This is a genomic window from Aequorivita soesokkakensis, assembly GCF_001641085.1.
Lineage (GTDB): Bacteria > Bacteroidota > Bacteroidia > Flavobacteriales > Flavobacteriaceae > Aequorivita > Aequorivita soesokkakensis.
Genome location: NZ_LXIE01000049.1, coordinates 131227 through 143940 on the forward strand (window position 1 = coordinate 131227; position 12714 = coordinate 143940).

Here is a 12714-nt window from a genome sequence, read left to right on the forward strand (position 1 = left end):
GAAATCTCTTTAAATTCAAAGTAGGCAAGCATTTTATTAATCTGTAAATTATAGGTGTAAGTGATAATAGATATCATTATTACACCCAAGATTAGCTGTATAAATGCAATGGTTTTTTCTAAATATAAAAACTTTCTCAAGGCAGTTCAGGTTGTTATTTCAAATGTATTAAAACTTCATAAACCACCGCATCAATTTCAATCGAAACGGTGTATGAGGATAATAACGGATAGATGGATCGAGCCAAGTGGGTTTGTCCATCACGCTTTTGTAATGTGTAAATGCTTTAAAACCTGCTTCGCCGTGATAATTGCCAATGCCGCTGTGGCCCACGCCGCCGAAAGGCAGGTTTGAATTACTGATGTGCATCACCGTTTCATTAATAGCACCGCCACCAAAGGAGATTTCCTTTAAAATTTTCTTCTTTATGGAACCGCTTTTTGTAAACAGATAGCAGGATAATGGCTTTGGGAGGCTGTTTATTTTTGCTATGGCCTCTTCTATGGTTTCGTAGGAAAGAACGGGAAGGATTGGGCCGAAAATTTCTTCCTGCATCACGGCATCTTCCATAGTTACATTTTGCATTATTGTGGACTGGATGTAACGGGTTTCGGCATTTGTTTCGCCTCCGTAAAATATTTTTTCTGGAACGAGCATTTTGGTGAGACGCTCAAAATTATCGTTGTTTATAATCTGGAGGTAATTATCATTTTCAAAAGCGAAGTGCTGGCTTATGATTTCCGTTTTTAATTGTTCCAAAAAATTCTTCTCGATGCTTTTATGAACCAAAACATAATCTGGAGCAATGCAAGTTTGTCCTGCATTTAAAAATTTTCCCCAAACCAATCGCTTCACCGAAACTTTTAAATTGCAACTTTCAGTAACAATTGCAGGACTTTTACCACCTAATTCTAGAGTTACGGGCGTGAGGTTTTCTGCGGCGGCTTTGTAAACTATCTTGCCTACTTTGGTACTTCCCGTGAAAAATATTTTGTCGAATTTCTGTTTTAAAAGTTCTTGGGTCTCTTCTACTCCTCCTTCAACAACCGTGAAAAATTCTGGATCAAAATTCTCCTTTACAATTTTCGCCATTGCGGCAGCTGTGTTTGAAGGCAACTCGCTGGGTTTTAATATTACAGTATTTCCAGCAGCAATTGCCGCAATGACCGGAGCGAAGGAAAGTTGGTAGGGATAATTCCAAGCGCCAATAACTAAACAGACACCCAAGGGTTCTGGAATGATGTAACTGGAAGCAGGGAAATTGAGGATGCCAGTGGAAACAGGTTTTATGCGCGACCACTTGAAAATATTGCTTCGGGCTTCTTTGATGTCTTTATACAGCAAGGAAAGCTCTGTGGTGTAATTATCGAACTCAGACTTTTTGAAATCTTTGTAAATGGCTTCGTGCAGAAGTGGTTCGTTTTCTTCTAATGCTGTTTGAAGTTTTTTTAGTTGCGCTTTTCTAAAGTGAAGGTTTTTAGTGGCGTGGGTGTTGAAGAAGTTGCGCTGGGTATTTACGATTTGTTCCATTGAATCAATTTTCACTAAAAATACTTTTAATGAAATTGAATGTTCTTAAAAAAAATAGAAATGTTCTTACTTATCTCGATTCAGAATCTTGTATTCTTCATAACACCCACTGATAGCATCGAGAATCTGAAGATCATTGGCTGTGCGGATGAAGTCTTTGGAAAAGCTACATTTATTTAATATTTCATCAATATCTGCACGCTCTAGTTGGAGCACGGCCATTAGGGTTTCGCGGTCGTATTTGCTTTGTAGTAGGTTCCTTATTTCGTCATCTTCTTTCATTTGGCGGAGTTTTTTCATCTGCCTCGGTCGCTTTCCAAAAACATTATAGAGAAAATCTGCAGGATTGAAAATGGAACTTAAAACTTTACTCACAGCGCCCGGCTGATTGCTTCCGCCTTCGTATCCTGTGTTCAAACCTGAAATCCGGTAACGGTAATTGTCATACACAGGAATCAGTTTTGCATCAATTTCAACATAACCCGTAAGTTGAACGGGCTTGATTACTACTTCTTCCAAGGCGATACCGAGTTCCGTCATTTTCACTTTTATATCGCCAAACTTAAGCCAGTCATTGGTCACGCGAACGCGTAGGGATTTAAAACCCAAATATGAAAAATAAAGTGTATCGTTTACCGCAGCTTTAATTGCAAACTCACCCTTTTCATTGGTAGTTGTGCCAATTACTTGATTTAGATTTACGATGTTTACGTTTTCCAAAAGTTTGTCGTCTGCATCATTCATTACAGTTCCTTTAATGATGTTATTTTCTTGGGCAAAGGAGTTTGCTGAGATAAAAAGAAGGGCTATAAGTAGGATATATTTTTTCATACAGGATTTTAATATACGGAAAAATTTCACTGAGGCGAAACGTTTCTTTCTTTTTCAATTTTAGATTTCAATACTTCTTTAACCCCTCCAAACCATTCGTCTTTTAAAATACTTAAAACAATGCTGTCCCGTCTTCCTTTGGGCGCCGCGCAGTTGTTCCGCAATATTCCTTCTACGGTGCAACCTATGCTTTTCATCGCGGCAATGCTTCTTTCGTTATTTGCATCAGCCCTAAATTCTACACGATCTACACCTATGTTTTCAAAAGCGAATTCAAGCATCAGCATTTTGCACTGTTTGTTTAGTCCGGTCCCCTGAAATTCCTTGCCGTACCAAGTGTAGCCCAATTGGACGGTGTTGTGGTTTTTCTGAAAATCGTAAAAACGGGTACTGCCCGCAATTTGCTGGGTGCGCTTGTCGAAAACAACAAAGGGGTATGCCGTTTCTTCTTTTCTTCCGCGCAAAGCGAAGTCTATGTAAACTTTTAAATTCTCCAAGCCATCGGCTGGTTGTAGGGAATATTTCCAAAGTTCTGGCTGTTGTTCCGAGAAATGCAAGAGTTTATCAATATCGTGATGGTGCAAGGGATTGAGCCGCACTGTGTCGTTTTCCAATATATGTTCCTGCAGAAAGTTGAAGGTTTGCATAGGCATTAAAAAATCACGGGCCTCTTTACAAAAGGCCCGTAAATATACTTATATAGACGTTAAAGTGATACTAAAGTTTAAATGGAGTATTCAATTTCTTTAAACATTTTGTGACTTTAACAAAAAAAGCACTAGTCTTTTCTTCGGCGTCTGCCACCAGTACCTTTTGTCTCTGGGCGTTCACTGCCTCTGCGGCTTTTGCCTTTGAAAGCTGGTTTGTCGCTACTGTTAGAACCACCACTGCGTTTTTTAAAACTTCCTTTGCGTTCGCCACGGTCTCCACGGTTTCCTCCTCTATCTCCACGGTCGTTTCTGTCGCCTCTTCTTTTGCCACGGTCGCGTCCACCGCCACCGCCACCACTTCTTCCTTTGCTGCGGCCTGTGTCTTTGGAAATTTCGATATTGATTTGTCTTCCGTCAAGTTTAAAATCCTTGAAAATACCCATCACCAATTCTTGGTGTGTTGTATCGGTATTGAAGAAAGAAAAACTGTCTTTTACGTCAACTTTATAAACATCATCTTTTCCAAGTTGCAACAAATCGCGAAGAAAATCCTTCAGGCTCATCCAATCGAAATCGTCTTTATTTCCAATGTTAATGAAGTAACGCGTGCTGTCTTTTGCTTCTTCGTCAGAAAAATTGCGTTCCCCGCCAATGTTGAGATCTTTACTGTTTTTGTAGTAATTCAAGAAACGTGTAAATTCAACCGAGAATACTTTTTTGATTAATTCCTCTTTCGAAAAATCTGCCAATACCTCGTTTATATTCGGAAGATAAGCATCTATTTCGTGGTTTATTTTGGTGTCTTTAATATTGTTTGCCAAGTGGAACATTTGCACTTCACAGATTTCCATTCCGGAAGGAATTTCCTTTGAAATGAATTTCTTTTGGATCATCTTTTCAATAGTGTGAATTTTTCGCACTTCACTTTTTGAAACGATAACCATTGAAATCCCAGTTTTTCCTGCACGACCTGTACGGCCGCTTCGGTGGGTGTAGGTTTCAATTTCGTCTGGCAATTGGTAGTTTATTACGTGGGTAATGTCATCAACATCAATTCCACGAGCGGCAACATCAGTTGCAACAAGCATTTGTATTTGGCGCGCACGGAAGGATTTCATAACCAAATCTCTCTGATTTTGACTTAAATCTCCGTGAAGCGCTGCTGCGTTGTAACCGTCTTCGATTAATTGTTCCGCAACTTTTTGGGTATCGCGTTTTGTTCGGCAAAAAACTACTGAGAATATTTCTGGGTTTGCATCAGCTAAACGCTTCAAGGCGTTGTAACGATCACGTGCGTTTACTAAATAATATTCGTGTGAAACTTGGTCTGAACCTACGTTTTTTGTTCCCACAGTGATTTCAACTGGGGTATGCATAAACTTTTTAGCGATGGTAGAAACTTCTTTCGGCATTGTTGCACTAAAAAGCCAAGTGCTTTTCTCTTTTGGCGAGTGTGAAAGGATTTCGGTAATGTCTTCATAAAAGCCCATGTTGAGCATTTCATCGGCTTCATCAAGCACGCAATATTCTATCTTTGAAATATCAATCAACCCACGCCCGATCATATCTTTCATACGGCCTGGCGTTGCAACAATAATCTGAGAACCTTTTTTAATCTGTCGTGCTTGGTCTGTAATACTCGCACCACCATAAACTGCGGTCACGTTTAGCCCGGGCATATACTTGCCGTAAGCGATCATTTCATTTGTAATTTGAAGGCAAAGTTCGCGCGTTGGTGAAAGAATAAGGCCTTGCGTTGTACGACTCTTAACGTCAATTTTTTGCAACATCGGGAAACCAAATGCTGCGGTTTTACCAGTTCCTGTCTGTGCCAAGGAAACCATATCGGTTTCGCGTTCTAAAAGAATTGGGATTGCTTTTTCTTGTACTTCCGAAGGGGTTTCAAAACCCATGTCGGCGATGGCTTTTAGAAGATTTTCTTCCAAGCCGAGTGCTTTAAATGCTGTCATTTTATGTAATAAAGTTTTTATATGTGTGCTAATGGGAAGCTACTGGACATATAAAAAACGGACAGCTTCACTCTAACACTCCTCACCCTGAGGATTTTTCTTGAAAACCAAAGGTTATTTACAATTGATTTTTCAAGGGCGCAAAAGTAACTTAAAGTTTTCAGTATTCAGTTACAGTTGGCAGTTTTTTTTGATATACTGAAAACTGGCCCTACATACTGCAACTTATTTAGAAAGATAGTCAATCAATTGGCGCATTGCTTTTCCGCGGTGGCCTATTTCACTTTTTTGCTGAAGTGTCATTTCCGCAAAAGTTTTGTTGAAGCCATTTGGTTGGAAAATTGGGTCGTAGCCAAAGCCTGAGTCGCCGCGGAGTTCTTTAATTATTTCACCCTCGCAAATTCCGAGAAACATAATTTCTTCGTGTTCCATATTTAGCGCAATTGCTGTTTTGAAACGTGCACTCCTATCTTCTTTTTCTTTAAGATTTTTTAGTAATTTTTGAATGTTTGCATTTGAATCGTGCGAAACTCCAGCATATCGGGCGCTGTAAACGCCAGGTTCGTTGTTTAAGGATTTAACTTCCAAACCAGTGTCATCAGCAAAGCAATCTAAGTTATAATTATCGCGAACGTAGTTTGCTTTTAAAATTGCGTTGCCCTCAATGGTGTCTGCAGTTTCTTCAATGTCTTCGTTGCAGCCGATATCGTCTAGACTAAGTAATTCAATGTGATGCGGGAGCATTGCTTTTACTTCTGTGAATTTATTTTTGTTGTGGGTGGCGAAGACGAGTTTCATTTTTTAATAGTTTGTTCGGGTAGATTTTAGTGCAGTTTTGTTATTAATTCTTTCTGAGATTTCAATAACCGTTTTGTATTCACAATGTTCCGTTAGAATAATAACGTTTTCGTTATCATATTTAAATCGAATTTGATAACCATCTATTTGAATATCCGTATCACCTGAAAAACCAAGGACTAATGCAAAATAATTAATAATTGAACCAAACCAATTGATAGACTTTGATTTATGCTCTACATCTTTAATTATTTTGTATTCATAAAATCTGTTTGTGTTGTCTTTTGATTCATCCGTCACGTGAAACCCTTCTTCTAAAAATTCAAACGCAAACAAGGGATTTGTTCGTAAAATAATTTTTTCTGAAATCATCATTTGGAATTTTCAGCATTATACCTCTCAATAATCTCATCCGAAGCTTTAATCGTTTTCTTTAACCACTGCATTTCAATCTCAAACTTTTCGGCTTCGGAAAGTTGCCAATTTACCTCAGTTTGTTTCATTTTTGAAACTACGCTCTGCAAAATAATCGCTGCGGAAACTGAAATATTCAAACTCTCCGTAAACCCGTACATTGGAATTTTCAAAAAGCCATCGGCCGAATTCATAACTACATCACTCAAACCATCGCTCTCTTTTCCGAAGAAAAAAGCACTTTTTTTCGAAACATCAAAATCGTGGAGCATTGTGGAATTATCGTGTGGAGTAGTCGCAATTATTTGATAGCCTGAGTTTTTCAGGTTTTTAATACATTCTTTTATGGAACTATACCTTTTAAAATCAACCCATTTTTGTGCACCCATCGCAATTTCCTTGTCTATTCGCTTGCTCACTTTTTCTTCCACCACATGCAAATCCTGAATACCAAAAACATCGCAAGTTCGCATCACGGCACTTGTATTGTGAAGTTGATAAACGTCTTCGGTAACAACTGTGAAATGCCGCGTACGTTCAGAAAGTACTTTTTGAAAGAGGTTTTTTCTACGTTCTGTTAGATAGCCTTGAAGATATTTTAATAATGCTGAATCCAAAGAAAATAATTAATTTTAAGCGAAGATAACTATTAGTAATCAGTTGGCAGTAGCACTTGGCACTGTAAAATTTAATTTCTCTAAATGAAAATAGCAGTATTGACAGGCGCTGGAGTAAGCGCGGAAAGCGGAATAAAAACTTTTAGGGACAGCGATGGTCTTTGGGAAGGCCACGATGTGATGGAAGTTGCCTCGCCCGAAGGTTTTCAACGCAATCCTGCTGTGGTATTGGATTTTTACAACCAACGCCGAAGACAACTTTTAACGGTTCAACCAAATGCAGCGCATCTTGCATTGGCCAAACTTGAGAAAAATCACGAGATAACAATCATTACCCAAAACGTTGATGATCTACACGAAAGGGCCGGAAGCACAAATGTGATTCATCTTCACGGCGAATTACTTAAAGTGAGAAGTACTTTTGACGAAGATTTGATTTTGGATTGGAAAAACGATTTGAATTTAGGCGATTTCTGTGAACACAATCACCAACTGCGCCCGCACATAGTTTGGTTTGGCGAAATGGTGCCGATGATTGAAGTTGCCGCCGAAATTGTGGAACAAGCAGATGCAATTATTATTGTTGGAACCTCTATGCAGGTTTATCCCGCAGCGGGTTTGGTGCAATATGCAAAAGAGGATGCGCATATTTATTTTGTAGACCCCAAACCTTCCATTTCAGAAAACAAAAGAATAACTGTTTTTGCTGAAAACGCTTCAACAGGCATTCCAAAGGTTGTTGAACTTTTAAAATAATAAATTATGCTTCCCGAAGATTTAAAAGAAAAGTTGATGGAGGTTGACAGCAGTCTAAAAAAGAGACAGGAGGTTGCTTTTTGGGTTGTCAAAAAACCGCATTATGTTCGTGAAGCGCTTCAATGGTGCTTTACGCCCGAAAGCGAACTTTTGATTCCAACTGCTTGGGTAATGGAGATTATTTGCAAACATAACCCAAAGAACTTTTTTAAATACATGCACTTGTTTTTTGAACAGCTACCCAGCATAAAAAATGATTCTGCCTTACGCTCCTGCGCGAAAATATGTGAGATGCTTTGCCATTATCATTTTATGCATGAATTTGGTATAATTTCCAATGTTTTAGATAAAAGCGAAAGAACACTTATTACAGAATGTTGCTTTGATTGGCTAATCACAGACCAGAAAGTTGCTTGTCAGGCTCCTGCAATGCAATGTCTTTATTATTTGGGGTGGGACGACGATAAAAAATGGATTTACCCAGAATTGCGAAATATTCTCACCGAAAATGCACAAAATAAAAGTGCCGGCTACCAAGCAAGGGCGCGAAAAATACTGAAACGGATTGCCTGAAATTTTGGATAGCTTTTGTTAAAATAAATATAACCAATAACCGAAGCAAGAGATATTTATTTAGCTTTATGGTATAACAAACCTCTAAAATTCCATAAAATCCTAACAAATAATTCTATGAAAAAATATCTTTTAGTTTTTACAATTCTCAGTATAATTTCAATTACTTCCTGTAAAAATGAAATCAAAAATGGAGATTCCGAAGTGATGGCTCCCGAAGATTCCAATGTGTTGGGAAATGATGTGAATACACCCCAAATTGCCTGTTATAAATACACTTCCGCAAAAGATACTGTGCTGATACAAATGGAGAGAATGAATGATGAAGTGGCGGGTACATTAAGCTATAATTATTATGAAAAAGATAAAAACGACGGTACGTTTGAAGGAAAAATCGTAGGTGACACACTTTTCGCCACTTATACGTTTGGTGCCGAGGGAAAAACCTCCGTTCGTGAAATAATGTTTATTGAAAAGGGAAATAAACTTATTGAGGGCTTTGGCGAAGTTGAAGAAATAGACGGGAAAATGAAGTTTAAGAAAAACACAAAATTTAATTTTAATTCATTAATGCCACTGGCACAAATAGATTGTGACGGAAATTAATTTAACAAACCTAATTTTCGCGGCCCAATCGTTTTCGATTGGGCTTTTTTCATGTCGTAAATTCCCCTTGATATTGACGTATTTACACCCTATTTCCTTTAATTAACACAGTTAAATTTGTAGTAAACAAATAAATAACCATAGCAATGTATCAACTCAATTTTGGTGAAAATAAAATTTTGATGTACGTTTCAGCAGTATCCTTTCCGAATGATATTTTGAATGCCCACCAAGAATTGCACTCATTGGTAACGGAAAAAAAAGGAAGGGATTATTTCGGAATATCTTTTCCGGACAGTTCTGGAAAAATTCAATACAAAGCCGCTGTTACGCAAAATTACGACGGTGAAGCGGCTGCACTGGGGCTTAAAACCTATCTTTTAAAAAAAGGGGTTTATAACTACATAACTGTTCCAAATTACAAAGACGATATTGTTGCAATAGAAAAAGCTTTCAAAATATTGCTTTTAAATCCGAAAATCGATCCAAATGGCGCTTGTGTGGAATGGTATTTTAATGATAACGATGTGAAGTGCATGGTGCGGAATAAATAAAAATTAGCAAATCGAAAATAGTTTCAATAAACTTAAAAGACTTAATTTAAATTTAATATTATGAAAAAAGACAAAATAATATTTTGGACAGCAACCATCCTCATCTTTCTTTTTGAAGGCGTGATGCCTGCGTTCACCTCACAAACCGAGCTTGCTAAAGAAGGAATCCGTCATTTGGGGTATCCGGAATATTTTGGGAATGCATTGGTTGTTTTTAAGGTGCTGGGTTCCTTGATTTTGATAATTCCACAGTTGCCAAAAAGAGTGAAAGAATGGGCTTATGCAGGTTTTGCATTCGACTTTATCTTTGCCAGCATCAGTCACACAGCGGTAGACGGATTTACATTTAACAGCATCTTCCCTTTGATTGTTTTCGCTGTTTTAATTGTTTCATATGTGTATTACCACAAAATTTATTCTAGCAAAATATCAATTTCAAAAGATATATAATTATGACAAAAGAATATTGGATCAACCTTCCTATAAAAGATTTGAAGCGATCTAAAAAGTTTTTTACTGAAATAGGTTTTTCTTTCAAAACCGAGCGTGAAACCGAAACCATGACAGCACTTGTAGTTGGCAAAGCAAGCATGCCAATTATGTTTTTTGAGGAAAAAATGTTTGAAAATGTAGTACAGAACCCTATTTCTGACGCATCAAAAGTTACTGAATTAATGATTTCCTTTGATGCTGAAAGCAAAAAAGAAGTGGATGAAATGGCCGAAAAAGTAAAAAATGCTGGAGGAAATGTTTTCAGTGAACCCCAAACTATACAGGGGTGGATGTACGGTTTTGCTTTTAGTGATTTGGATGGCCACCGTTGGAATATGCTTTTTATGGACATGGAAAAGATGCCAAAATAATATCGAAATCTTAAAAATGGGCAAAGCAAAACCAACAAAAAGAACTTGTGAAAATGGACACGTTTATTATAAATCCAGCGAATGTCCCATTTGCCCACTTTGTGAAGACCAACGCAAACCCGATGAGGGATTTCTTTCTGAAATTGCTGCACCAGCCAGGAGAGCTTTGGAAAATAATAAAATCTATACGTTGGAAGAGCTCGCTAACTTTTCAGAAAAAGAAATTTTAAGTTTTCATGGAATGGGTAAAAGTGGGATAATTAAATTGAAAACTCTACTTAATAAAAAGGGATTGCATTTTAAAGATTGATAAATATGGAAGCCAAAAACTATAAAAATACGGAGGAATACATTTTACAATTTCCAAAGGATGTGCAAATTATTCTTAAAAAAATTCGTGAAATTGTATTAAAAAATACACCAAATGCAATTGAATCCATAAGCTATGGAATGCCAGCTTTTAAACTTCTCGGAAAGCCATTGGTTTATTTTGCCGGATATAAAAACCATATAGGATTTTATGCGCTTCCGTCAGGAAATGAGGCATTTAAAAAACAACTTTCCAATTATAAAACGGGGAAAGGTTCTATTCAATTTCCTATTAGTGAAGAAATTCCCTGGAAACTGATTAATGATATTGTAAAATTTAGAACGAAAGAAATTGAAGCTAAACTTAAAAAAAAATAAAAATCTATCGCTCTACTCCTTTCAACAACCAATCTTCCACTTTTACATTTTCATCTTTACTGTGAAGCACTGCAATATCGCCCGTAGCTTCAAAAATTACCGCTCTTACCTGTGAAAGCTCCAAAACATTGGCTTCGCGAAGCTTTGATCGTAAATCTGATCCAGTAACACGTGCCTTTTTTAGGTTTTCTTGAAGTATTTCTTCGCCATCCATTAACAGTAGCGGTTTGTTATCAATTAATTTTTGGACTATTTCAAGTCTTCGAATTATTGCCATTAAAATTTGAAGAACATAAACTGCTGCCATTCCAACGAGCCCTTGTAACAAACTAACCGATTTTGAAAGAACCGTTGTGGCAATTATTGAGCCAATGGCTACCGTCATCGCAAAATCAAAACTGCTCATTTTCGAAAAACTGCGCTTGCCAGCAAGCCTTGTAAATATAATTGTGGCAAAATAGATTCCAATTGCCGTCAATACAATCGCAATCAATGAAGTTGTTGATGCTTCAAACCATTTTTCCATAATTTTAATTTTTATACGTTTTTAAAAAATTACCTTCTGAATTTATAATACTCCAAATACGGATGCGGTGTTTTATTGATTGAATGAACAATGGCATCCATCCCCATAACGCTGAAGGTAATGCCATTTCCGCCAAAACCTAAAATATAATGTTCGTTCTTTTCAGCATCGGGTTTTCCAAAATAGGGCAAACCGTCCTTTGTTTCCCCAAAAGTCCCCGCCCAAGAATAATCTGCAATAAATTCAATTTCGGGAAAACATTTTTTGAAGCTTTTTGCCAATTCCTTTTCCTTTTTTGGAAGCAATGCATCGCGGCGCATTGCATTTTTAAAATCCCTATCGCCGCCGCCCATCACAATCCGGTTGTCGTCCGTACTTCTAAAATATAAATAAGGCGCATCCGTATTCCAATAAATACGCTCTTTAAAAGCTTTGGGAAAGGTCTCAAAAGCTTCGGAAGCCAATGCAAAAGTGCTTTTGAGCTTTACAATATCCTCTTTCACGGTTTCGGTACTCTCATAGCCAGTACAGTGCACAACGTGATCAACTTCAATTGTGAAACCATCTTTTGTTTTGACAACGGTTTTGTCATTTTTGGCTTTTATTTCCTCCACAGAAGTTCTGTCATAAATCTCCAATCCTTTTTTACTGCAGTATTTCAAAATATCATTTGCCAGTGTATATACATCCATCACCGCTCCGGACTTTGATTCAATGGCGCCATAGGCTTTTAAACCAATTTTTTCAAGTTCTTCCTTGGAAAGCCATTTTACGTCAAAACCGTGTTCCTGTCTTGCTTTGAATTCATTCCTTAAAAAATCCAAATCCTTTTTTGTTGAGGCGAAATAAACACTTTTCATATATTTAAATCCACATTTACTACCAACTGAAGTGGCTATTTTTCTTATTTCCTTTATTGCGTTTTCACAATTTTGATAACTTGAAACGGCGCAGGTTAAGCCCACTTGCTCTATTAACTTATGCAAAGGCACATCTATTTCATATTGAAGCATTGAAGTGCTTGCCGCCGTGCTGCCGTTGCAAATATCCCTTCGATCAACCATCACTATTTTTTTCCCTTCACCTATAAGTTTATAGGCCATAAGTGCGCCCGTTATTCCCGCTCCAATAATTAAAACATCTGCAGAAATAGATTTTGTAAGCGAAGGATAGCTTTGTGGAAGGGCATTTTTAATTAACCAATAAGGTTCGTTTGAACGGATATCCATAATCTTTCTTTTTCTTTGAAAGTTAGTCAAACAATAGGCTGAAGCTATACCCTTTAATATTTATTTATAAATTTTCTTTTCTATAAACCTTAAAATCCTTTAACATCAAG

General features: G+C 37.3%; 16 protein-coding genes and 1 pseudogene. 8 read left to right on the plus strand and 9 right to left on the minus strand.

Going from position 1 to position 12714, the window contains the following annotated elements; translation table 11 throughout:
• Positions 1-168 precede the first annotated feature (168 nt).
• From A7A78_RS13565 to A7A78_RS13595, 7 genes are all read right to left on the minus strand, one after another.
• A complete protein-coding gene (locus A7A78_RS13565) occupies positions 169-1530 on the minus strand; it encodes an aldehyde dehydrogenase (protein ID WP_068763031.1) in 1362 nt (453 codons plus the stop codon).
• A gap of 66 nt (positions 1531-1596) precedes the next feature.
• Complete coding sequence (locus tag A7A78_RS13570) at positions 1597-2361, minus strand: carboxypeptidase-like regulatory domain-containing protein (protein WP_068763009.1); 765 nt, start codon at positions 2359-2361, stop codon at positions 1597-1599.
• A 26-nt stretch (positions 2362-2387) separates the two neighbouring features.
• On the minus strand, positions 2388-3008 hold the full coding sequence (locus A7A78_RS13575) for a GNAT family N-acetyltransferase (RefSeq protein ID WP_068763010.1): 621 nt from the start codon (positions 3006-3008) through the stop codon (positions 2388-2390).
• Between the two features lie 131 nt (positions 3009-3139).
• Positions 3140-4981 (minus strand): DEAD/DEAH box helicase, encoded by a 1842-nt coding sequence (locus A7A78_RS13580; RefSeq protein WP_068763011.1) that lies wholly within the window; start codon positions 4979-4981, stop codon positions 3140-3142.
• 225 nt (positions 4982-5206) lie between these two features.
• On the minus strand, positions 5207-5779 hold the full coding sequence (locus A7A78_RS13585; protein ID WP_068763012.1) for a non-canonical purine NTP diphosphatase: 573 nt from the start codon (positions 5777-5779) through the stop codon (positions 5207-5209).
• 3 nt (positions 5780-5782) lie between these two features.
• The gene (locus A7A78_RS13590) at positions 5783-6154 is read right to left on the minus strand and encodes a hypothetical protein (RefSeq protein ID WP_068763013.1); all 372 of its coding nucleotides are present in this window, start codon (positions 6152-6154) and stop codon (positions 5783-5785) included.
• Positions 6151-6810 (minus strand): TrmH family RNA methyltransferase, encoded by a 660-nt coding sequence (locus A7A78_RS13595; protein WP_068763014.1) that lies wholly within the window; start codon positions 6808-6810, stop codon positions 6151-6153. The genes A7A78_RS13590 and A7A78_RS13595 overlap by 4 nt, the downstream gene beginning before the upstream one ends.
• An 84-nt stretch (positions 6811-6894) precedes the next feature.
• Between A7A78_RS13595 and A7A78_RS13600 the strand changes: the two genes are divergently transcribed.
• The 8 genes from A7A78_RS13600 to A7A78_RS13635 all read left to right on the plus strand — a co-directional run bounded on the left by A7A78_RS13600 (position 6895) and on the right by A7A78_RS13635 (position 10849).
• Positions 6895-7566, plus strand: a complete 672-nt coding sequence (locus A7A78_RS13600; protein WP_068763015.1) for an SIR2 family NAD-dependent protein deacylase — start codon at positions 6895-6897, stop codon at positions 7564-7566.
• A 6-nt stretch (positions 7567-7572) separates the two neighbouring features.
• On the plus strand, positions 7573-8139 hold the full coding sequence (locus A7A78_RS13605; RefSeq protein ID WP_068763016.1) for a hypothetical protein: 567 nt from the start codon (positions 7573-7575) through the stop codon (positions 8137-8139).
• Between the two features lie 117 nt (positions 8140-8256).
• Complete coding sequence (locus tag A7A78_RS13610; protein WP_068763017.1) at positions 8257-8745, plus strand: hypothetical protein; 489 nt, start codon at positions 8257-8259, stop codon at positions 8743-8745.
• 146 nt (positions 8746-8891) lie between these two features.
• The gene (locus tag A7A78_RS13615) at positions 8892-9299 is read left to right on the plus strand and encodes a hypothetical protein (RefSeq protein WP_068763018.1); all 408 of its coding nucleotides are present in this window, start codon (positions 8892-8894) and stop codon (positions 9297-9299) included.
• A gap of 60 nt (positions 9300-9359) precedes the next feature.
• Positions 9360-9749, plus strand: a complete 390-nt coding sequence (locus A7A78_RS13620) for a DoxX family protein (RefSeq protein ID WP_068763019.1) — start codon at positions 9360-9362, stop codon at positions 9747-9749.
• 2 nt (positions 9750-9751) lie between these two features.
• On the plus strand, positions 9752-10162 hold the full coding sequence (locus tag A7A78_RS13625) for a VOC family protein (RefSeq protein WP_068763020.1): 411 nt from the start codon (positions 9752-9754) through the stop codon (positions 10160-10162).
• Between the two features lie 16 nt (positions 10163-10178).
• Positions 10179-10472 (plus strand): helix-hairpin-helix domain-containing protein, encoded by a 294-nt coding sequence (locus tag A7A78_RS13630; RefSeq protein ID WP_068763021.1) that lies wholly within the window; start codon positions 10179-10181, stop codon positions 10470-10472.
• A gap of 5 nt (positions 10473-10477) precedes the next feature.
• Positions 10478-10849, plus strand: a complete 372-nt coding sequence (locus tag A7A78_RS13635) for an iron chaperone (protein WP_068763022.1) — start codon at positions 10478-10480, stop codon at positions 10847-10849.
• Positions 10850-10853: 4 nt separating this feature from the next.
• Here the strand turns inward: A7A78_RS13635 and A7A78_RS13640 are convergent, their stop codons facing one another.
• A complete protein-coding gene (locus tag A7A78_RS13640; protein WP_068763023.1) occupies positions 10854-11375 on the minus strand; it encodes a DUF421 domain-containing protein in 522 nt (173 codons plus the stop codon).
• Between the two features lie 164 nt (positions 11376-11539).
• Positions 11540-12604, minus strand: a pseudogene (locus A7A78_RS13645) (NAD(P)/FAD-dependent oxidoreductase); the annotation flags it as partial.
• Positions 12605-12714 lie beyond the last annotated feature (110 nt).

Bases quoted from the DNA above. Each gene is read 5' to 3' on its own strand.
- A7A78_RS13565 (WP_068763031.1), bottom strand. From the start codon at position 1,530: ATGGAACAAATCGTAAATACCCAGCGCAACTTCTTCAACACCCACGCC.
- A7A78_RS13570 (WP_068763009.1), bottom strand. From the start codon at position 2,361: ATGAAAAAATATATCCTACTTATAGCCCTTCTTTTTATCTCAGCAAAC.
- A7A78_RS13575 (WP_068763010.1), bottom strand. From the start codon at position 3,008: ATGCAAACCTTCAACTTTCTGCAGGAACATATATTGGAAAACGACACA.
- A7A78_RS13580 (WP_068763011.1), bottom strand. From the start codon at position 4,981: ATGACAGCATTTAAAGCACTCGGCTTGGAAGAAAATCTTCTAAAAGCC.
- A7A78_RS13585 (WP_068763012.1), bottom strand. From the start codon at position 5,779: ATGAAACTCGTCTTCGCCACCCACAACAAAAATAAATTCACAGAAGTA.
- A7A78_RS13590 (WP_068763013.1), bottom strand. From the start codon at position 6,154: ATGATGATTTCAGAAAAAATTATTTTACGAACAAATCCCTTGTTTGCG.
- A7A78_RS13600 (WP_068763015.1), top strand. From the start codon at position 6,895: ATGAAAATAGCAGTATTGACAGGCGCTGGAGTAAGCGCGGAAAGCGGA.
- A7A78_RS13605 (WP_068763016.1), top strand. From the start codon at position 7,573: ATGCTTCCCGAAGATTTAAAAGAAAAGTTGATGGAGGTTGACAGCAGT.
- A7A78_RS13610 (WP_068763017.1), top strand. From the start codon at position 8,257: ATGAAAAAATATCTTTTAGTTTTTACAATTCTCAGTATAATTTCAATT.
- A7A78_RS13615 (WP_068763018.1), top strand. From the start codon at position 8,892: ATGTATCAACTCAATTTTGGTGAAAATAAAATTTTGATGTACGTTTCA.
- A7A78_RS13620 (WP_068763019.1), top strand. From the start codon at position 9,360: ATGAAAAAAGACAAAATAATATTTTGGACAGCAACCATCCTCATCTTT.
- A7A78_RS13625 (WP_068763020.1), top strand. From the start codon at position 9,752: ATGACAAAAGAATATTGGATCAACCTTCCTATAAAAGATTTGAAGCGA.
- A7A78_RS13630 (WP_068763021.1), top strand. From the start codon at position 10,179: ATGGGCAAAGCAAAACCAACAAAAAGAACTTGTGAAAATGGACACGTT.
- A7A78_RS13635 (WP_068763022.1), top strand. From the start codon at position 10,478: ATGGAAGCCAAAAACTATAAAAATACGGAGGAATACATTTTACAATTT.
- A7A78_RS13640 (WP_068763023.1), bottom strand. From the start codon at position 11,375: ATGGAAAAATGGTTTGAAGCATCAACAACTTCATTGATTGCGATTGTA.